The 19,353-nt window shown below is 70.9% G+C and carries 22 protein-coding genes; 18 read left to right on the top strand and 4 right to left on the bottom strand.

What is annotated here, in order from left to right; all coding sequences use genetic code 11:
• Positions 1–342: 342 nt before the first annotated feature.
• The 13 genes from AC3EQ1_RS05035 (at position 343) to AC3EQ1_RS04975 (ending at position 11,254) form a co-directional block, all read left to right on the top strand.
• A complete protein-coding gene (locus tag AC3EQ1_RS05035; protein WP_432093016.1) occupies positions 343–1,803 on the top strand; it encodes an NCS2 family permease in 1,461 nt (486 codons plus the stop codon).
• A gap of 44 nt (positions 1,804–1,847) precedes the next feature.
• Positions 1,848–3,011, top strand: a complete 1,164-nt coding sequence (locus tag AC3EQ1_RS05030; protein ID WP_432093042.1) for an XdhC family protein — start codon at positions 1,848–1,850, stop codon at positions 3,009–3,011.
• Between the two features lie 164 nt (positions 3,012–3,175).
• Positions 3,176–4,075 (top strand): GNAT family N-acetyltransferase, encoded by a 900-nt coding sequence (locus tag AC3EQ1_RS05025; RefSeq protein ID WP_432093015.1) that lies wholly within the window; start codon positions 3,176–3,178, stop codon positions 4,073–4,075.
• A 162-nt stretch (positions 4,076–4,237) separates the two neighbouring features.
• Positions 4,238–5,491 (top strand): helix-turn-helix domain-containing protein, encoded by a 1,254-nt coding sequence (locus AC3EQ1_RS05020; RefSeq protein ID WP_432093014.1) that lies wholly within the window; start codon positions 4,238–4,240, stop codon positions 5,489–5,491.
• Positions 5,492–5,578: 87 nt separating this feature from the next.
• Positions 5,579–5,929, top strand: coding sequence for a DUF6415 family natural product biosynthesis protein (locus AC3EQ1_RS05015; protein WP_432093013.1), 351 nt, complete (start codon positions 5,579–5,581; stop codon positions 5,927–5,929).
• Positions 5,926–6,114 carry a hypothetical protein gene (locus AC3EQ1_RS05010; protein WP_432093009.1) on the top strand — a complete coding sequence of 63 codons (189 nt, stop codon included), beginning with the start codon at positions 5,926–5,928 and terminating at the stop codon, positions 6,112–6,114. Before AC3EQ1_RS05015 ends, AC3EQ1_RS05010 begins: the two co-directional genes overlap by 4 nt.
• A 191-nt stretch (positions 6,115–6,305) precedes the next feature.
• Positions 6,306–6,557 carry a GNAT family N-acetyltransferase gene (locus AC3EQ1_RS05005; protein WP_432093012.1) on the top strand — a complete coding sequence of 84 codons (252 nt, stop codon included), beginning with the start codon at positions 6,306–6,308 and terminating at the stop codon, positions 6,555–6,557.
• Positions 6,558–6,602: 45 nt separating this feature from the next.
• Positions 6,603–7,775, top strand: coding sequence for a helix-turn-helix domain-containing protein (locus tag AC3EQ1_RS05000; RefSeq protein WP_432093011.1), 1,173 nt, complete (start codon positions 6,603–6,605; stop codon positions 7,773–7,775).
• 84 nt (positions 7,776–7,859) lie between these two features.
• Positions 7,860–8,237, top strand: a complete 378-nt coding sequence (locus AC3EQ1_RS04995; protein ID WP_432093010.1) for a DUF6415 family natural product biosynthesis protein — start codon at positions 7,860–7,862, stop codon at positions 8,235–8,237.
• Positions 8,234–8,422 (top strand): hypothetical protein, encoded by a 189-nt coding sequence (locus tag AC3EQ1_RS04990; protein ID WP_432093009.1) that lies wholly within the window; start codon positions 8,234–8,236, stop codon positions 8,420–8,422. Before AC3EQ1_RS04995 ends, AC3EQ1_RS04990 begins: the two co-directional genes overlap by 4 nt.
• 293 nt (positions 8,423–8,715) lie before the next feature.
• The gene (locus AC3EQ1_RS04985) at positions 8,716–9,030 is read left to right on the top strand and encodes a DUF6087 family protein (protein ID WP_432093008.1); all 315 of its coding nucleotides are present in this window, start codon (positions 8,716–8,718) and stop codon (positions 9,028–9,030) included.
• Positions 9,031–9,115: 85 nt separating this feature from the next.
• Positions 9,116–9,913, top strand: a complete 798-nt coding sequence (locus AC3EQ1_RS04980; protein WP_432093007.1) for a DUF1963 domain-containing protein — start codon at positions 9,116–9,118, stop codon at positions 9,911–9,913.
• 411 nt (positions 9,914–10,324) lie between these two features.
• Positions 10,325–11,254: an aminoglycoside phosphotransferase family protein gene (locus AC3EQ1_RS04975; RefSeq protein WP_432093006.1), complete on the top strand. Its 930-nt coding sequence runs from the start codon at positions 10,325–10,327 to the stop codon at positions 11,252–11,254.
• A gap of 46 nt (positions 11,255–11,300) precedes the next feature.
• On the opposite strand, the gene AC3EQ1_RS04970 is transcribed toward AC3EQ1_RS04975, so the two are convergent.
• Positions 11,301–11,651, bottom strand: a complete 351-nt coding sequence (locus tag AC3EQ1_RS04970; RefSeq protein WP_432093005.1) for a hypothetical protein — start codon at positions 11,649–11,651, stop codon at positions 11,301–11,303.
• A 510-nt stretch (positions 11,652–12,161) separates the two neighbouring features.
• On the opposite strand from AC3EQ1_RS04970, the gene AC3EQ1_RS04965 reads away from it, so the two are divergent.
• The 3 genes from AC3EQ1_RS04965 to AC3EQ1_RS04955 all read left to right on the top strand — a co-directional run bounded on the left by AC3EQ1_RS04965 (position 12,162) and on the right by AC3EQ1_RS04955 (position 13,819).
• Positions 12,162–12,563: a hypothetical protein gene (locus AC3EQ1_RS04965; RefSeq protein WP_432093004.1), complete on the top strand. Its 402-nt coding sequence runs from the start codon at positions 12,162–12,164 to the stop codon at positions 12,561–12,563.
• Positions 12,564–12,923: 360 nt separating this feature from the next.
• Entirely contained in the window at positions 12,924–13,376 is a 453-nt protein-coding gene (locus AC3EQ1_RS04960; protein WP_432093003.1) for a hypothetical protein, read from the top strand.
• Positions 13,377–13,420: 44 nt separating this feature from the next.
• The gene (locus AC3EQ1_RS04955; protein ID WP_432093002.1) at positions 13,421–13,819 is read left to right on the top strand and encodes a hypothetical protein; all 399 of its coding nucleotides are present in this window, start codon (positions 13,421–13,423) and stop codon (positions 13,817–13,819) included.
• Positions 13,820–13,939: 120 nt separating this feature from the next.
• Here AC3EQ1_RS04955 and AC3EQ1_RS04950 read toward each other — a convergent pair whose 3' ends face one another.
• Entirely contained in the window at positions 13,940–14,782 is an 843-nt protein-coding gene (locus AC3EQ1_RS04950) for a DUF1206 domain-containing protein (RefSeq protein WP_432093001.1), read from the bottom strand.
• A 227-nt stretch (positions 14,783–15,009) separates the two neighbouring features.
• Between AC3EQ1_RS04950 and AC3EQ1_RS04945 the strand changes: the two genes are divergently transcribed.
• Positions 15,010–15,648 (top strand): TetR family transcriptional regulator, encoded by a 639-nt coding sequence (locus AC3EQ1_RS04945; RefSeq protein ID WP_432093000.1) that lies wholly within the window; start codon positions 15,010–15,012, stop codon positions 15,646–15,648.
• A complete protein-coding gene (locus AC3EQ1_RS04940) occupies positions 15,645–16,877 on the top strand; it encodes an MFS transporter (protein WP_432092999.1) in 1,233 nt (410 codons plus the stop codon). Before AC3EQ1_RS04945 ends, AC3EQ1_RS04940 begins: the two co-directional genes overlap by 4 nt.
• Here the strand turns inward: AC3EQ1_RS04940 and AC3EQ1_RS04935 are convergent.
• Together AC3EQ1_RS04935 and AC3EQ1_RS04930 are read right to left on the bottom strand one after the other, a co-directional pair.
• Entirely contained in the window at positions 16,811–17,734 is a 924-nt protein-coding gene (locus tag AC3EQ1_RS04935; protein WP_432092998.1) for an MOSC domain-containing protein, read from the bottom strand. The genes AC3EQ1_RS04940 and AC3EQ1_RS04935 overlap by 67 nt on opposite strands.
• A 220-nt stretch (positions 17,735–17,954) precedes the next feature.
• Positions 17,955–19,349: a M16 family metallopeptidase gene (locus tag AC3EQ1_RS04930; RefSeq protein ID WP_432092997.1), complete on the bottom strand. Its 1,395-nt coding sequence runs from the start codon at positions 19,347–19,349 to the stop codon at positions 17,955–17,957.
• Positions 19,350–19,353: the final 4 nt, after the last annotated feature.

Here is a 19,353-nt window from a genome sequence, read left to right as displayed (position 1 = left end):
TCCGTCCCTCGCCGGGCCCCGGCCCGGGAGACCCCCGCACCGCCCGGAGCAGTGCCGCACCGCTCGCGGCACACCCCGCAGGAAACGCACCACCCAGCGGAAAGCGCACCACTCCGCAGGAAACGCATCACCAGCACCACCCCGCATCACGGCACCGCCCAGCAGTACCCCGCACCACCGGCACTACCGAGCAGTAACGGCACCGTCCGGCCACCCGGCGGTGCCCGCACCACCCCGTTCGTCTCGGGCCGTCCCCCGGGTCGTGCAGCCACCTCGACATCCCAAATCCCGCGCCGCCCCCACAGCGCGCGGGTGCCCCTGTGAACCTTGGGAGTAGGCACCATGACCCAGTCGTCCGTACAGCCGGACACCGCGGCGGAGGATGCGGCCACCGGCTCGCGTCCGCCCGCCGGCCGGTCCTGGCTCGACCGGTACTTTCACATCTCCGACAGAGGGAGCACCGTCGCGCGCGAGCTGCGCGGCGGCATCACCACCTTCATGGCGATGGCGTACATCCTTCTGCTCAACCCCCTGCTGCTCGGCGGTGAGGACGCCGCCGACCACACCCTCAGCCGCAGCGCGCTGATCACGGCCACGGCGTTCGCCGCCGCCTTCACCACCCTGCTGATGGGCTTCATCGGCAAGGTGCCGCTCGCCCTCGCGGCCGGCCTCAGCGTCTCCGGGGTGGTCGCCACCCAGGTGGCGCCGAACATGACCTGGCCGCAGGCCATGGGCATGTGCGTGATCTACGGCCTGCTGATCTGTCTGCTGGTGGTCACCGGCCTCCGCGAACTGGTCATGAACGCGATACCGCTGCCGCTCAAGCACGGCATCACCATGGGCATCGGCCTGTTCATCGCCCTGATCGGCCTGGTCAAGGCCGGTTTCGTGCAGATGGGCGCGGAGTCCGCCCCGGTCACCCTCGGGGCGGGCGGACAGCTCGCCGGCTGGCCGGTCCTGATCTTCTGCGTCACCCTGCTGCTGATCTTCATGCTCCAGGCCCGCGGCGTCCCCGGGGCGATCCTCATCGGCATCGCCGTCGGGACCGTCCTCGCCGTCGTCGTCAACACCGTCGGCGGACTGAGCCCGAAGGAGTGGGGCGGCGCCCCGCCGGAACTCGACGGCAGCGCGGTCTCCGCACCGGACTTCTCCCTCTTCGGACAGGTCGAGTTCGGCGGCTGGGGCTCGATCGGCGCCATGACCGTCGGCATGATCGTCTTCACCCTGGTGCTGGCGGGCTTCTTCGACGCGATGGCCACCATCATCGGTGTCGGCACCGAAGCCGGCCTCGCCGACGACAAGGGCCGGATGCCGGGCCTGTCCAAGGCGCTGTTCATCGACGGCGCGGGCGGCGCGGTCGGCGGTGTCGCCGGAGCCTCCGGCCAGACCGTCTTCGTCGAGTCGGCCACCGGCGTCGGCGAGGGCGCCCGCACCGGACTGTCCAGCGTCGTCACCGGTCTGCTCTTCGCCGCCTGCCTCTTCTTCACCCCGCTCACCCAGATCGTCCCGGGTCAGGTGGCTGCCGCCGCCCTGGTCGTCATCGGCGCGATGATGATGCAGAACGCCCGGCATGTCGAGTGGGGCGACCGCACGGTGGCGATCCCGGTCTTCCTGACCGTCGTCCTGATGCCCTTCACGTACTCCATCACCGCCGGTGTCGGCGCGGGCGTCATCGCCTGGACCGCCATCAAGGCGGCTCAGGGCAGGTGGCGCGAACCCGGCGTGTTCATGTGGGCGCTCACCGGCATCTTCGTCGTCTACTTCGCCCTCCGGCCCATCGAGCACTGGCTCGGCGTCAAGTAGCGCCGCCGTGCCCTCCACGCAACCCTGAAGGAGAGGTGATCGCCATGCTGGACATCGCCGAGGAACTGAACCGGTGGTGCGAGCAGGGACGCGACTTCGCCGTGGCCACCGTGGTGGCCGTCACCGGCAGCGCGCCCCGCCGGCCCGGTGCCGCCCTCGCGGTCGACACCGACGGCACGGCGATCGGCTCCGTCTCCGGCGGCTGCGTGGAGGGCGCGGTCTACGACCTGTGCCGACAGGCCCTGGAATCCGGCGCATCCGTGCTGGAACGCTTCGGCTACAGCGACGAGGACGCCTTCGCCGTCGGCCTGACCTGCGGCGGGGACATCGATGTCCTGGTCACCCCGGTACGGGCGGGCGACTCCCCCTCGGCCGGACCCGCGCGCGAGGTGTTCGCCGCCGTACTGGCGGCCGCGGCCGGGGGAGGGACAGCGGCGGTCGCCCGGATCGTCGACGGCCCGGCCGAGCTGATCGGCCGCCCCCTGCACGTACGGCCCGACGGCTCCTGCGCCGGGACCCTCGGCGGCCACCCCGAGCTGGACCGCACGGCGTCGGCCGAGGCCCGCGCGCTCCTGGACGCGGGCCGCACCGGAACGGTCGCCATCGGCGCCGACGGCAGCCGCTGCGGACAGCCCCTCACCCTCTTCGTCGAGTCCAGCGTCCCGCCGCCCCGGATGATCGTCTTCGGCGCGATCGACTTCGCCGCCGCCCTGGCCCGGGTCGGCTCCTTTCTCGGCTACCACGTCACCGTCTGCGACGCCCGCCCCGTCTTCGCCACCGCCGAGCGCTTCCCGGACGCCGACGAGATCGTCGTCGACTGGCCCCACCGCTACCTCGACTCCCAGGACCTCGACAGCCGCACTGTGCTGTGCGTCCTCACCCACGAGGCCAAGTTCGACGTCCCCCTCCTGGAACGCGCCCTGCGCCTGCCCGTCGCCTACGTCGGCGCCATGGGCTCCCGCCGCACCCACCTGGACCGCCTGGAGCGCCTCCGCGACGCCGGCGTCACCGAACTCGAACTGACCCGCCTGCGTTCCCCGATCGGCCTCGACCTGGGCGCCCGCACCCCCGAGGAGACGGCCCTGTCCATCGCCGCCGAAATCGTCGCCGACCGCCGCGGCGGCACCGGCGTCCCTCTCACCGGCGCCCACACCCCGATCCACCACGACGGGGCGGCGAGTGTGGGGCGGATCGGGTCGGTGGCCTGAGGGTGGGGACCTGAGGGCGAACGGGGTCCGGCGGCGGGGGCCGCTGAACGGCCCTTGAGAAGCCCGGCCGACACGAGCCCCGGCCCGGCGTCGGGCGTGCCGGAAGGAAAGCGGTTGCCGACCGGCCCTGCGGCGTACCAGGGTTGGCCGCACAGGAGGTACACATGCCGACACCGCCCGCCCCGAGCAGCCCGGACCTGGTGAAAGGCCTGCAGGAGAGAGCGGCGAGAGCCCTTCCGGCAGAGCACGTCGAACACCGCGACGGATGGTGGCTGCGCCACACCACCGGCTCCGCCTGGTGGGCGGGGACAGTGCTGCCGCACGGCGACACCGGGCAACTCGACCCGGCCGCACAACTCGACCCGACGGGGCAACTCGACCCGACGGGGCAACTCGCACCGACCGGACAACACGCTGCGACCGGACCGCTCGACCTGCGCGGCAGGGTGGCCGCCGTGGAGAAGTTCTACGCCGGACACGGCGTGGCAGCGCGATTCCAGATCACCCCTGGGACGTGCCCGGCGGACCTCGACCCGCTTCTGGCGGAACGCGGGTATCGGCGCGAGAGCCCGATGTCCTTGCGGCGTGCCGCGACTGCTGCCGTATTGGCGCAGGCGCCGACCGGCCCACTGCTGGGCGGCGCTCGCACCACGACCGGCCTGCGGGTCCGCGTGGACGATCACCCGACGAGCGCGTGGTTCGACGTCTGGCACGCCGTACACGGACATGGCGCCGACCCTCGTTCCGAGTGGGACCTGCTCGGCCGGGTGAACCGCCCCTCCGCCTACGCCTGCGCGCTGAACGGCGGCGAGGTCATCGCGGTGGGCCGCGCGGTCGCCGACGAGGGCTGGGCGGGAGTGTTCGGCATGGCCACCATCCCCCGGGCCCGCGGAAAGGGCGCGGCCCGCGCCGTACTCGCAGCGCTGGCCGACTGGGCCGGGGCACACGAAGCCGACGGCATGTACCTCCAGGTCGAACGCGACAACGCTCCGGCCCTTCGGCTGTACGACCGCGCGGGCTTCGACGAGGTGTGCGGGTACCACTACCGCGGTGGAGTGGGGTGAGGCCGGGGGCTGAGCCCGCGCCGTGTCCTCCCGGGTGCTCTTTCGGCAGGTGACTGGGCCGGCAGGTGACTGGGCGGGGCGGATTGGGGCGTTCGCCGACGCACTGATCGGGCGCGACCGCATACTTTCTGACAGACGAGCTGTACAGAGAGGGGCAAGGCCGTGTCACCTTCCGATGCCACCCCGGACCCGTACGCCGATCCACTGGCGTTCGGCCAGCGGATGCAGATCCTCCGCCAGCGCCGGGGCATCACCCGCACCGTCATGGCCGGTCTGCTGGGCATGTCCCCGTCATGGGTGAAGCGGGTGGAATCCGGCCAACTGCAAACACCCGGGCTGGAGATGATTCTCCGCATCGCCGAGACACTCCGGGTCCGCAACCTCGCCGACCTGACCGGACGTCACGCCCTCGGCGTCGACCTCTTCACCGGTCCGGGCCACCCCCGGCTGCCTGCGGTCGCGGCAGCCGTGAACGCGTTCCCCATCACCGATGACCGGCCCGCGCCCCGAGCCGATCACCTTCGTGCCCGCCTCGATCACGCATGGTCGGCCCGGCACTCCTCTCCCCACCACCGGGATGTGGTCGGCGGCCTCCTGCCGGGACTGATCCGCGATGCCCAACTGGCCATACGTCAGGCGGACACGGCGGCAGACCGGCGAGCCGCGCAGGCCACGCTCTCCGAGGTCTACTGCCTGTCGCAGTTCTTCCTGGCGTACCAGCCGGACCCCTCCCTGCTGTGGCGGGTCGCAGACCGGGGGATGGTCGCCGCCCAGGAGTCCGAGGACCCGCACGCCATGGGTATCGCGGCGTGGCTGGCGGCCGAGGCACACCGCGACTCCGGGCCGGCCCACTACGAAGAGGCCGAAGCGGTCACCAGGGAAACCCTCGACCACCTGCGGCCACTGCTGCCGGATGCCGATGACGGCGTACGCGCCGTCGCGGGAGCACTCACCGTCGCCGCCGCGTACACCGCCGCCCGACGAGGGGACACCGGGACGGCATGGCGCCACTGGGACAGCGCCCGGGTGATGGCCGACCGCCTCCCCACGGGCTACTTCCACCCGGTCACCAGCTTCTCGCAGGCCATCATGGGCGCCCACGCGGTCACGATCGCCGTCGAACTGCACTCCGGCAGCGAGTCCGCGCGCCAGTCCGACCGCGCGGATGCCACGGCGATCCCCTCCCGGCCACGCCGGGCCCGCCACCGCATCGAACAGGCCCGCGGATACCGGCTCGACGGCCGGCCGGACACCGCCTTGGCCCTGCTGGACCAGGCCTACGAGTCCGCCCCGGAGACGATCCGCTACAACGGCTTCGCCCGGCGCATCATCCTGGAGGAGACCGAATCGGCAAGCCCCGACCGACGCCGCCGCGCCTCCGCGTTGGCAGTCAAGGTGGGAGTTCTGGCGGCGTGAGGGAGGGGACACGATCTGTGTCCCCTCCCTCACGGAACCGCTCTTACTGTCGTCGCGTATCCGATCACGCCGACAGCAGGAGTGCGCGTGCACACCACAACAGACGGCCACAGCAAGCCGATCGACGTCGCAGCCATTCAGGCCACCATCACCACGGCGTTAGCGACCAGCAACGGTCCCTTGGTCATGGACGAACTGGTCACCCTCGAACGATCCCTGCGCGGTCACATCGAGCGGCTGCTCCCCGAGGCGGAAGCCGCGGCCGAACGGCTCTGGCGCGGCAGCATCGCGTGGTACCAACAGCGGGGCCGACTGGAGAGCATCCGGCACCAGGCCGCGCAGGGACTGACCGAACGCCCGCTCACCGCGCACATTCACGTGACGGCCCTGGCCCGCGAGTGCGCGTGGCTCCTGACCCAGCTCGGAGCGCACCGGTGACCCGGCGCATGTGCAACTGGCACCTGGGTTACACCGATCGCCCCACCCTGATCGCCCTCATCGAAACCGGCAGCGGCCCCGGCGCCATCTACTACGCCTGCCCGGACTGCATGCGCATCTATCGACTGCGGCCCTTCGATCCGGCCGCCGACGGCTGCCCGGTCTACGAGCGGCGCCGTGACTGAGGCTGCCGCCGAGCCCGCGACGGAGCCAGTGACCGGGGCCCTGGCTGAGACCGCGGCTGAGTCAGGGCCGTTGCCGATGGTTCCCCCTCCGTCGGCGACGGCCCGCATGAGGGTCAGGGGCGATAGACCGTGCCGGGTTGCGGACGATCCGGAGACAGCAGTTGGGGTACCGTCACCGAATCTCCCGGAGAATGCCCCAGGCTTCAGCCTGGGGAGGAATCCGGCTTCCCGCGGAGCGGGGCAGAATGGCCACGATCCCCCGGGCGCGCGGAAAGGGCACGGCCCGCGCCGTACTCGCAGCGCTGGCCGACTGGGCCGGGTCCCACGAGGCCCACGGCATGTACCTCCAGGTCGAACGCGACAACGCTCCGGCCCTTCGGCTGTACGACCGCGCGGGCTTCGACGAGGTGTGCGGGTATCACTACCGCACCGGAGCGGGGTGAGTCTTCGCTGTACCGTTCTGGTGTCGAGTCAGATCGGAGCCAGTGATGACCGAACACGCTGACATGCACATCGGAGCCCGGCTGCGCCAGGTCCGGAAGCGGCGCGGAATGACACAGCGCGAGCTCGCCGCGGCAGCCGATGTCTCCCTCTCCCTGGTACGGAAGTTGGAGCAGGGCGAGGTCGACGGCACCCGTATGGAGACGGCCCATCGTTTCGCCCTGGCCCTCCGGGTACCGACGAGCTCTCTGCTGGAACGCGACGACGAGGAGCCCGAGCCCGGTAGGCCCGAGGCATGGTGGCCCCTGCAACGGGCGGTGCAGGTGGCCGCCGAGCCGCCGGCTGAGGCTCCCACCGTGGAAGGCGTTCGAGAGGTGCTCCCGGAAGCCCGCCGAACGTACTTCGCCAATAAACTCGGCGAGTTCTCCGGACTTCTCGTCCCCTTGCTCCGTGACGCAGACGCACTCGGTGATTCCACCGATGCTCGGGACGTGCGTTCGCACCTGCTCCAGATGGCTGGTTCGGTGCTGACCCAGGTTCGTGCCTATGCCGCGGCAGAGACCGCCCTGCGGCGCGCTCTCGACGATGCCCCGGACCGTCGGCGTGCGGCGGCAGTCATCACGACGTGGAGCTGGCTCCTCCTCCGGCAGGGCAAGTTGGCGGCATCCCGCGAGCTCGCCACGCGGTGGGCAGATGATGTGGAGCCACGCCTCTCCCGGGCGACACCGGAGGACCTGGCGGCTTGGGGCTGGCTGCTGCTGCAAGCGTCCGCCGCGAATCTGCGGGACAACCGGCCGGGCGAAGCCGCGGACACGATGCGGCTCGCGCGGGCCGTCGCCGTCATGACGGGGCGGGAGTTGCCGCGAGGCCGGGAGCGGCTCACCACGTGGGGACCCAAAACCGTCGGCTACAAGGCGGCGGAGCGACACATCGTCCTCGACGAGCCGGACAAGGTCCTGTGTGCGGCACGGCGGATCGGCGGCGACATGGCGGCGAGCACCGAATACCACCGCCACCGGCTCGACGTCGCACGAGCGCACGTCATGCTCCGTCAGCACAACGAGGCCGTGGAAACCCTGGCGGACCTTCATGCCGCCGTCCCCGAATGGCTGGCCAGCCAGCGGTACGCCCGGGACATCCTCACGGATGTGATGCAGCAGCGCAGGACCCTGACTCCGGAGATGCACACCTTGGCGGACGCGGTGGGTGTTCCTCTGTAGTGCCGCCTTCTCGTTGGCACTTCCTGGGCGGGCACCGCGAAAGCGTCATTGAGCCCCAGGTCATACCCCTTCTACTGTCACCGCATGAACACAGACCGTGCCGGGGTGCGGGGCGGTGGGCACCCCCTCAAGTTCTCCCACCCCATCGACATCGCAGCCATTCAGGCCACCATCACCACGGCATTAGCGGCCAGCAACGGTCCCTTGGTCATGGACGAACTGGTCACCCTCGAACGATCCCTGCGCGGGCACATCGAACGGCTGCTCCCCGAAGCGGAAGTCGCGGTCGAAGGGCTGTGGCGCGGCAGCATTGCGTGGTACCAGCAGCGGGGCCGGCTGGAGAGCATCAGGTATCTGGCCGCGCAGGGGCTGACGGAGCGCCCGCTCACCGCGCACATTCACGTGACGGCCCTGGCCCGCGAGTGCGCGTGGCTCCTGACCCAGCTCGGAGCGCACCGGTGACCCGGCGCATGTGCAACTGGCACCTGGGTTACACCGATCGCCCCACCCTGATCGCCCTCATCGAAACCGGCAGCGGCCCCGGCGCCATCTACTACGCCTGCCCGGACTGCATGCGCATCTACCGACTGCGGCCCTTCGACCCGGCCGCCGACGGCTGCCCGGTCTACGAGCGGCGCCGCGACTGAGGCTGCTACCGAGCGCGCGACGGAGACAGTGACGGGGTCCCTGGCTGAGGGACCGCGACTGAGACAGGGCTGTCGTCGGCGGCTTCCCCCTTCATCGGCGACGGCCCGCAGGCGAGCGCATCGTTCCATCGGGCCGGCCGGCACCACCCGCTTGGAGCCGGATAGTCACCGGAGAGGGGCTGCGTTCGGGACGAAGTCACCCTCACGGTGGACAGGCACTTGCCCCGGGCCCCAGCGGCCCCCGGGGCCGCTACCTTCTGGAGCCGGCAACCACCGACGCGAGGAACGCCAGGATGGACGACGAACCGCTGGAACGCTGGGCGGAACGCCGCGACGCCAGGATCGGACGCCTGCGTGCCCTGCCGATCGTCCCCGGGGGCGGGCCCAGAGGATCGCATGTGTACCCGGACGCACCACGCGCCATCGAGCGATGGAACGGGTACGCGTGGGAGCCGTACGGGTTCGCCGCAAACCTGGCCGAGGCGAAGGCAATCCTCTACCCGGAAGCCAAAGACTCTCCGGCTCCGGCCCAGGCGCCGGCGCCCAAACCCCTCGGCACAGGCACCGGCAAGCACCGCAAGCCCCAGCCACCGAGGTCCAACGGCTGAGGGGCAGAGGGCTGATGGCGGCGCAACTGGGGCCGCTTCCGAGCGCAAAGGTGGCCGAGGCGAAAGGGGTTGAGAAGATCCCGACATGCAGTTCGATGACCCCGCCGACATGATCCGCCAATGCACGGAACGGCTCGGTGAGAAGACCGGTCGGCAGTTCTCCGCCATGGCCCGCCGCGGCTTTCGGCTCGTCCGATCCACGGACGGCCTCCCGGCCTCAGGCCGATGCCGGCTCGGTGGGGCCGCCCTTCTCGAACCGGGGGCCCTCTGGCCCGAGCAAAACGGGATTCCCCTCTCCCTGCACGCCGTACTGGACACCGATGCCCTCGCCACCTGGCTGGGCGACGAACTGCCCATCCGCCCTTGCCTGCTCAACTTCTTCCACCTCGATCCGGACCTGCCGTACGAGGAGTACCGCATACTGGACCTGCTCGGATCCGGGGCATGCCGCGTGATTCCCGCCGACCCGGCCCGAGCGGTCGAGACGACGGCACCCGAACCGGCGAGGAGCTACCCGGCGACCCCCGTCCACGCGGTCGAGGTGACGATGCTCCCGGACTGCTGGGACGTCGAGGACGACGACGTGGAGTTCGACCGGGACGAGCACTGGGGCGCGGCATCGCTCATGCTCAGCGAGATGGGAGACCTCGACGGGAACACCGCCGGCAGTCACTGCGCCTTCGGCTGGCCGGACACCTCGCACACGCTCAGCGTGTCGCCCCGCGACGCCGACGGCCCCGCAGTCCACCTCCTCCAGCTCGCCGAGGACACCGAACTCGGCTGGGGCTGGGGCGACGCCGGAACGCTGTACTTCACGATCCCGGTCAAGGCGTTGGCGAACGGCGACTTCAGCAAGGCTGAGGTGCAGATCCTCTGCTGCTGACCTGCGCAGCGGAGGAAGGCGCCGAAGGCCGTACGCCGTCATCCTGGGCTCCGACGTTCCCTTGCTGTGGGTTTTTGGGTGAAGCGGTATCCGATACCGGCTTCACGAGAAAGCAGCCCCGTTCGACTGGCTCATTCTCGAAATCACACGGCGACCGGGGCGTTTCCGCATTCAGGCTGGCAGGATTCCTTGGCTCTGTCCTGAGTGATCAGTCCACATCTGCTTGGCAATGCATCCACTCCATCAACGCCGTACCGGGGCCGGGGGAGGAGCCGGGGCAGACGCCGACGGGGCTGGGCCGCCGACGCCAAGGCCGGGCTACGGGCCGACGTCGCGGGGGCGGCCGGCCGCCGCTCACTGTCCTCCAGTAGGTTGCGACCGGAAGCTCAACTCCGGTGAGAGGCAGTCGATATGGGCGCGCCGAAAGCGGTCGAGGTCCCGCAACCCCTGACGGCGTCGTACGCCCGGAGCTTCGGCGAGGAAGGGATGGCCTGGATCGCCGGACTGCCGGCTCTCGCTGCGGAATTCCTGGACCGCTGGGAGCTGAAACGGGACGGCGCGTCCGGATCAGGGGAAGCGTCGCTGGTGCTGCCGGTGCTGCGCAACGACGGCACGCGCGCAGTCCTCAAACTTCAGATGCCCAGGGAGGAGACCACCGCCGCAGTCATCGGGCTGCGCACCTGGGACGGCGAGGGGATGGTGAGGCTGCTCGGCCACGACCCCGGGAGCAGCACCATGCTCCTGGAACGGCTGGACGGTGCCCGCACGCTGACCTCGATCGAGGACGACGACGTCGCGATGGGCATCCTTGCCGAGCTTGAGGCGCGGTTGGTCCGTGTCCCCGCGCCGCAGGGACTGAGGAGCCTCGGCGACATCGCCACCGAGATGCTGGAGCAGGTTCCGCGGGCGGTCACGGCTCTGGCCGACCCTGCCGACCGGCAACGCCTGCGGGGCTGGGCGTCGGCGGTGGCCGACCTGGTCGGCGAACCCGGCGACCGGATGCTGCACTGGGATCTGCACTACGACAACGTTCTCGCCGCGGAACGCGAGCCGTGGATCGCCATCGATCCCGAACCGCTGTCCGGGGACCCCGGCTTCGACCTGTGGCCCGCCCTGAACAGCCGGTGGGAGGACGTCGTGGCGAAGGGCGACACTCCGCGCCTGGTGCGGCGCCGCTTCGACCTGCTCACTGAGGTCCTCGGCCTGGACCGGGCACGTGCGACCGGCTGGACGCTGGGGCGGCTGCTGCAGAACGAGCTGTGGGACATCGAGGACGGCGCGACCGCCCTCGCCCCGTCCTCTGTCGCCATTGCGGAGTCCTTGGTGAACCGTCGGTCCTGACCCCTGAGAGGAAGGCCAGGGCCGGGATCACGCACCTTCAAGCGGCTCAGTCTCCCTGCGACCACGCAGCTGTAGGGAGTGACAGGTAGATGCCGAAGTCGCGGAGTCCAGTGGCGGTGCCGATGGCCGCGTGAAGCCCGTCCACGCGTTCCTGGCGGTTGGCGGCCCTGCTCTCGAACCACTTCGACCTCACCTCGATGACCACATCCAAGGCGCTGCGGTCCAACGGGCCCAGCCTCCGAAAGCGAATCTCCACATCGCCCGGCTGCAAGGCCCCGTCGTACGGTTCCTCGGGACACTCCACGGCTTCGGACACCAGGTGCGGCAGCAGCGCCCCCAGTTCGCGGAGCCTGGATTCAGCGACACCCGGCGCATAGGTGACTTCCACGAGCGGCATCGGACCACTCTAGAGTCCGGACCACACGTTCGGTGTCACGGAGCCGGACGACGAGTGGGGCGATGTGCGGTCCGGCGCGGTATCGGGCGGCCGGTTCGGGGAAGGGCCTGGCGATAATCCGGAGCTGCTCGTCAGGCACCGACCGTCCGCAGACGCCCCGACACCCCGTCGACGCACCACCCCAATCCATGCCTTCTGCGCCGCTGTGTGCCATTCGGCGACCACCGCCACCGAGCCTGCCGCATCGCCGAGTGGACGCATGGCCAAGAGCTGTGGACTGACTGCCAACGACAGCGTGGGATCAGCTCCATATCGTGAAAGGGAACCTGGATCTCAGGAGACCAGCGGTCTTGCGCACACAGAACAGTGGCGCAGGGCGCATGACACGGGGAGTCCGACATGAGAACACGTTCGTTCGGCATTGCCTTGACCACGGGAGTCGTGACGTGCGTCGGCGTACTCGGTGCCGGTTCAGCGCAAGCGGACAATGCACCGGCGAAGACAGCCGGCGTGAGCAGCATCGGAACAGCGGCAGACGCCCAACGCGCTGCCGGCTCCGTGCAGGGCAGCCCGCACAGCCGTAAGTACGGGAAGAGGATCTATCTCTACGGGAGTTCCCCGGGCTGTCGCATCATGGCCTCGGTGAAGGCGAACAGGAGTCGCGCCACGGGGTATCTGAAGGCCACCTGCAAGGACAAGTCGTTTTCCACCATCTCCGGCGCCTTGTCCCTCAACAACCAGGATTTCAAGAAGGTGGGGATGCGGACCCAGGGCAAGTCGATGACCACCAAGCGGGTCAGTTTCAAGAACCGCAGGGGCACCCAGAAGTTCTGCATGATGGGATGGTGGATGCACCCCCTGTACCCGGAGCCCCACAAGCGCAGTGAGGCCAAGGCCTGCGTCAAGTACTGACGCGGCTGCCCAGGGCCGTCCGGTGGGTCATGGGTGAGCCACCGGACGTGCCTCGGCGCTGAAACGCACTCATGCGTCAGCAGCGCAGCTCAGGCGGGTGCGAAAGTGTCCATGCGCTGATGGTTTATCGGCGGCCGATGGTGCTTTTCGCGCCCGCCCGGGGTGCGGAGTCTCAGGTCGGCTGTGCGATCGGTCCGAATTGGGTGCGCTTGGCAATTGTCATGCGGGCTGCATCGCCGGTGTGGGTGGCGGTGACAGCTTTCATGGTGATGTGCGGGCGATGCCTTGACTGCCGCTACGGCTGGATTGTGGGCCATTTCCGCCTTGCTGCAGCGCGGTGGATTCAATGAAGTCAGAGCAGTGGAACAGAACGTGATGAACCGAAGGGGTTTCAGCATGCGCATGCTCCAGGCATCTCGCGCACTCGTTGTGAGTGCCGTCACCGTGAGCATTCTCGGTACTGCCGGAATCGCCGGCAACACGGCCATCGCCGCGGACCACGGTTCCACGGCAAAGAAGAAGACCTGCAAGGTCTCCGCATGGACCGACCGCGTTGACCGGAAGCTCGACAAGTTCGGCAGCGGCGCGATCCGGTGCAACTTCAAGCCGGCCTACACCAAGCTCACCGTCACTCTTTACAAGGGAAAGAAGAGGATGGCGAGCGCGGAGTGCAGCAACCACAGGAGGGACTGCTACGTCGCCACCAAGGCGGTCAAGGACGGGCCGGGGACTCAGAAGTGGATCACCAAGGTCGGCGGCTCGTGGGGCAAGGGAAAGAGCAAGACCGTGTGGAGCAGGCCGCTCTCCGGCTGAGACGGCTCTGACGACGGCACCGTGACAACCGAAGGACGGATCACATGAAGCGCAAGCTCGCCCTCACCGCGGTCACCGCGGTCCTCAGCGCGGGAACCCTGGCCGGCGTGGCTCCGACCGCCACCGGCGCGCCCGCTGCTGCCGACACCGCCACTCCTGCGGCCAAGGCGAAGAAGACCTGCCACGGAGGACCGGGCACCTGCGTCCTGAAGAAGAGGCACCCCCGCAAGGGGACGGTGACCGTAAAGGTGAACGTCTTCGGAAAGGACAGGACCGGCCCGCGCTACGGCTGGGATCTTCGCAAGGGCGACAGGATTCTCTGCACGGGGGAAGTGCGAGAGCACTGGAAGACGAAGACCAAGAAGTGCAAGAGGATCCCCAAGGGCACCATCACGCTGAACGTTCCGCACCGCAAGGGTGCGTCGGCGAGCATGTCCTGGTGACCCGGGGGATGGCTCCTGCCCCTTGAGCAGGTCCGGAGAAGGCCCTGGCGGAAACATCCCGCCAGGGCCGCATCCGGTTGCATCCCAGGAGCGCTGCTCGATGCCGCCCCGCCCCGCGCCTCACACCTTCCGCCACCGTGCCATGGCGAAGGAGAACACCCCGAACAGCGCCAGACCGGCAGCGATTGCCGCGAGCAGCCACGGCCCCGCCGGGGTGTCGGAGAAGGTGCGGAGGGTGTCGTCGAGGCCCTTGGCCTCGTCCGGGTCGTACTGGGTTGCGGCCTGGACCGCGAAGGCGCCGGCGACGGCGAAGACCACGCCGCGGGCGATGCCGCCGGAGACGCCGAGGACGTCGACGGCCTTCTTGGTGCGGCGGGACATCGCGGAGCGCTTCAGGTGCTTGTGGTACTTGCGCAGCATGGCGCGGATCGCGATCCAGAGGCCGGCTCCGGCGACGGCGAGGCCGCCGAGGGCCACCAGCCACTGGCCGGCGGGGAGTTCCATGGCGCGGGAGGTGATGTCCCGGGACTGCTGGTCGCTCGAGCCGCTGCCCTTCTCGCCTGCCGCGAAGGAGAGGACGGAGTAGGCGACGAAGGCGTAGAAGACGGCGCGGGCCGCTGACAGGAGGCGCTTGGAGGGCTTGTGGCCGTCCGGGCCGGCCGCGCCGAAGGCCGCTTCGGAGAGGCGCCAGAGGGCCATGCCCGCCAGGCCGATGCCCACGGCCCAGACGAGCAAGGCGCCGAAGGGCTGGTCGGCCAGTTCCTCCAGTGCGCCGCCGCGGTCCGCCTGTTCGCCGCCGTCGCCGAAGGCGATGCGCAGGGCGAGGAGGCCGACCAGGAAGTAGATCACTCCGCGGGCCGCCAGACCCCAGCGGGCGGCGGCCTCCACGGCGGAGCTGTTCGCCGCCTGCCGGGCCGTACGACGAGCCGTACGGCGGCCCCGTATCACCGACGCTGCGTTCACTGCGGCCTCCCCATCCCACCCACCCGGCGTGCCGTGCCGGGCACCGTGTGTTCCGCGTGTGCCCCGGTCGTGGTCGGAGAAACGGTGGCGGGGAGGGCCCGCCCCGGTGGGGTGGCGGCGGCCTGTGGAGGGGCGGCGTCCGGGCTGGGGGACCTGGTGCGGGTGGGGTGTGACGGGGGTGGTGCGCTGCGCGTTGACGCATACGTGCGTGTATGTATGATAGCTCTATGCGTAGAACCGCCGAGGAAGCCGCACAGACCCGGGCCGCCCTGCTGGATGCGGCGCTTTTCGTCTTCGCCGAACAAGGCTTGGCCTCGGCTCGGCTGGCGGATGTCGCACAGCGCGCCGGGCTGACGCGTGGCGCGCTCTACTACCACTTCGCGGACAAGTCCGCCCTGCACGCCGCCGTGATGGCCCACTCCTGGGAGACCGTCACCGAGCCGGTGTGGGGCATTCTCAGCTCGGACGCGCCGTTGGAGGAGCGACTCCACAGCTTCCTCACCACGTGGTTGCGACGGCTGCGCCACGATGCCCGCTTCCGTGCGCTGCTGACCCTCACCCTGGACAGTTCGTACGACGCCGCGGGCCTGCCCGAAGGCCGGGCCGCCAAGGCCTCCGGTCTCGCCGAGTGGCAGCAGCAGCTCGAAGCTCTCTTCGGTGAGAAGACGGCCGCCGCGGACGCGGGCGCGGATCACACGCGCCGCCCCGGCGCGGGCGAGGCCGCCGCGATAACCCCGGAGAGTGCCGCCGCGAGTCTGCTCGCCTGGCTGTGCGGCACCGCGCTGCTGGCCGCCACCGATCCGGACCTCCTTCCTCCGGACGACGCCACCGGCGTCGCCCCCGCTCTCAGAGGACTTCTGCCATGACTGAAATCCGCTCGGGGACTCGTCCCGGAGCCGCCGTCACGGTCACCGCACTGGCGCTCGGCGTCGACATGTTCCTGTACGGAAGCATCGTTCCGCTGCTGCCCGGCCTGCCCGCCGTCGACGGTTCCCCGCTCATCGCCGGTGTGCTGTTCGCCGTCTACGCGGCGGCGCTGCTGGCCGCCACCCCGTTCGTCGGGGTGTGGGTGGACCGGCGCGGGCCGCGTGCCCCGATGCTCGCCGGCCTGTTAGGACTGGCCGCCGCCACCGTGCTGTTCGCCTCCGCCGTCGAGGTCGACGGCTCCTCAGGGCTGGCGCTGCTGCTCCTGGCGCGTGCCGCGCAGGGCGTTGCGGCAGCCGCCTCCTGGACCTCCGGGCTCGCGCTCATCGCGGCCACCCATCAGCCCGACCAGCGCGGCAAGGTGATGGGGTTCGCCCTCTCGGCCGTCGGCGTCGGTGTGCTGCTCGGCCCCGCCGTCAGCGGTGTGCTCAACGACGCCTGGGGTCCGCGCGCCCCGTTCTTCCTCATCGCGGCGCTGGCCGCGGGCGACGCCGTGGCCCGGATCCTCCTCGTCAAGGAGACCCCCGCGGACGAGGTCCGCACCCCCTACCGGGTCGTGCTGCGCGGCCCGCGAGTCGCCCTGCTGATCGCGCTGACCGGGCTCGGCGCCGCGGCGATCGCCTTCCCCGAGCCCGTCCTGCCGCTGCACCTGCACGATCTCGGGCTCGGCACGACCGCCATCGGCCTCGTCTTCGCCGGTGCCGCACTGGGCGGCACCCTGGCCGCTCCGATCGCCGGCATGCTCACCGACCGGGCCGGAGCCGGCCGGATCGCCGCCGCGGGCGCGCTCGTCGCCGCCCTCGGCTTCTTCCTCGCCGGACGCGACTCCACGGTCTGGTCCGTCACCGGGCTGATCGTGGTGGGCTTCGGCGCCCAACTCGTCCTCGCCCCCACCCTGGTGCTCATCGGGGCGCTCGCCGAGCACACCCAACCCGCCGCGTACGGCGCGGCGTACGCCCTCTACAACCTCGCCTACACCGGCGGGCTCGCGGTCGCCCCGGTGCTGGCCGGTGCCGGCGCGAAGGCGGCCGGTGTCCCGACCACGACGCTCGTCGCCGGTGGATTCGCGGTCGTGCTCGCGGCGGTGCTGATGTTCCGGCGGGATCAGCCCGCCACCGGCTCGACCGCATCTCCGGACCTCACTCGGCCGGGCTTCACCACGGACGCGTAATAGCCCAGGTTGTGCCCGAAGCGGCGGTGGACCGTACGGAGCAGTTCACGGTCCACCGCCAGCCCCTGCTGCGGGCGCGAAATCATCACGCAGCGCGGGCAGGCCACCTCGATGCGGACCGTCGCCTCGCCGATCCGCAGCTCCCGGCCGGTCCAGTCCTCGTCGGTCTCGGCGGGGCCGTCCACCACGAGGTTGGGGCGCAGCCGACGGGTGTCGACCGGGCTGCCGAGTGCGGCGCGGAGCGCCTCCAGGATGCCGGTGGTGAGGATGTGCAGCGGATACGCGTCGAAGTAGCTGCCCGGGATGGTCTGGAACTCCATGACGGCGGGCGGGAGTTGTGAGAGATCGGGGATGTCCGCCAGGTCGGCGACCCCGAACAGGCCGGTCAGGTAGCCGTTCACATCCTCCGGGTACACCCGCGTGTAGTGCTCCCGCTGGTCGGCCGGGACGCGGGGCCAGAGGGTGACATCGGCGCCCAGGTGCGCGCTGAGCGCGTCGTGGACGCCTGCGTCTGCGGACGTGACCGGGGGCGTGCCGGGCGCGCTGAGCTCGACGGGTGGCGACGGCTCACCCGGTACGGGTGGGCGCAGATACCGCACCCCGATGTCGAGCAGCGCGGGCAGTGAGCGGGCGTCCGTGACACAGCCGCGCTTCTCGTCGCGCACCGCCCAGCAGCGATCGCCCGCGATGCCGTCGGTGGTGAGCTCGCAGCGGTCGAGACGTTCGCCCGCCATGCTCTTGACGGGGTAGCGCCAGATGTCCTGCACGGCGGGGGGTGTGGGGGTGGGCGTGGGCGTGGGCGTGGGGCTGTTGGGGCTGGTGAGGGTTTGTGTGTCGGGTGCCTGATGTGTCGTCATGGTGGGTCGCCTCCTGAGTCGTTCGGGTTGGTTGGGTGGTCCGGTTGTTTCGGGGCGTTCGGGTTGTCCGGGTCGTTTGGGTTGTTCGGGTCGTCCGTGGTCGTCCGTGGTCGTCCGGGGCCGCCCGGGTTCGTCCGGGGCGTCCGGGGCGCCCGGGTGGTTCCGGGGAGTCCGGGTCGGCTTGGGCGCGTGCTGGGGCCTGGTGCGGTGCTCTGTGGCCTCAGGTGAGGAGGTACTGCTCGGCCGCCTGCTGTACCTGGTGCGCGGTGACCTGGAGGAGCCGGTCCGGGTAGCGGGTGCTCTCCGCCGGGGACAGGCCCGCCACCTCGTAGCCGCAGAGGCGTTCGGTGATGCCGCGGGAGCTGCGCCCGGCCCGGTGGTACTGGATGACGAGCCGTTCCTTGGCGGATGCCAGCAGGTCCTCGCTGAACTCCCCGTGGGCCAGGGCGCTGATGACGGCTCGGGTGCCGGCCGCCACCTCGGGGAGTGTTTCCGGGGCGCAGCCGGCCGCGACCAGGCCGTAGCCGCCGTGCGCGAACTCCCGGCTGAATGCGGCGAGGGAGTAGGTCAACGCCCTTTCGACGCGCAGGTGTTGGTCGAGGAGACCGTTCCTGCCGCCGAGCAGGGCCCAGGCGAGGTGCACGGCCGGCTTGTCCGGGCTGCTCAGGGGGACGCCCGGGGTGCCGAGGAGGTGGTACGCGGACCCGGGGCCCGCCGGGACGGAGACCGTGACCGGACGGGGCGTGGTGGGCGGAGCCGGTTCGCGGGTCTGGCGGGAAGCGGGGGTGGTGTGAGTCTCCGCCACGCCGGCGGTGACGGGGCCGGTGGGCGCGGTGCCGGGGTTGGCGGGGTCAGTGGGCGCGGTGCTGGGGTTGGCGGGGTGGCTCTCCGGGGCAAGGCCGGTGGGGGGTGTGCCGTGCGGGGGCGTGGTCGCCGGCGGTGGGGGAGAGCCGGGGCGCTCCGGGGCCGCGACGAGGCCGTGGCTCTCCGGGGCCGCGACCGGGCCGGTGTTCTCCGGGGCCGCGACCGGGCCGGTGTTCTCCAGGGCCGCGACCAGGCTGGTGTTCTCCAGGGCCGCCACCAGGTCTCGCCGGGCGGCCGGGTCGGTGTGGGAGACAGCCAGGACGGGCGGGGCCGCGCGGAGGGTGGCGGAGAGTCGTCGTACGGAGTCGGGGTCGGTGGCGGCGAGGGCGGCGGCGCGTTCGTCGTGGCCGATGGCGTACGGGTGGTTCTCACCGAACAGGGCGCGCCGGACCCCGTCCGACCACCGGTCGTCCGCCGCGAGCGTGGCCAGGCACTCCGCTTTCGCCTTCTCGAAATCGGGTTCCAGGTCCGCCTCTTGGCCCACTCCCTCGGCGAACCACTCCGGTACGGCGCGGAGCACCGGGCCGTCGGAGCGCACGCATTCCACGGTGACGCCGGCGTAGTCGGCGGTGACCACCGGCTCGGCGCGTATCGCGGCCCCCGACCGCCGGGCGGCCCGTGCCACCGCACGGGCCCAGCAGGCGGCGATCAGCGGCGCCGCGACGACGGCGGCGCGGTCTCCGGCCGTGGTGAGCGGCAGTGCGAGCGTGGCCGCGGACAGGGTGCCGCCGTCGCCCCGTCCGTCGATCACGACT

It is taken from the genome of Streptomyces sp. bgisy100, assembly GCF_057709105.1.
Note: the sequence above shows the minus strand (reverse complement) of the source record. Positions and strands in the feature narration are given on the sequence as shown.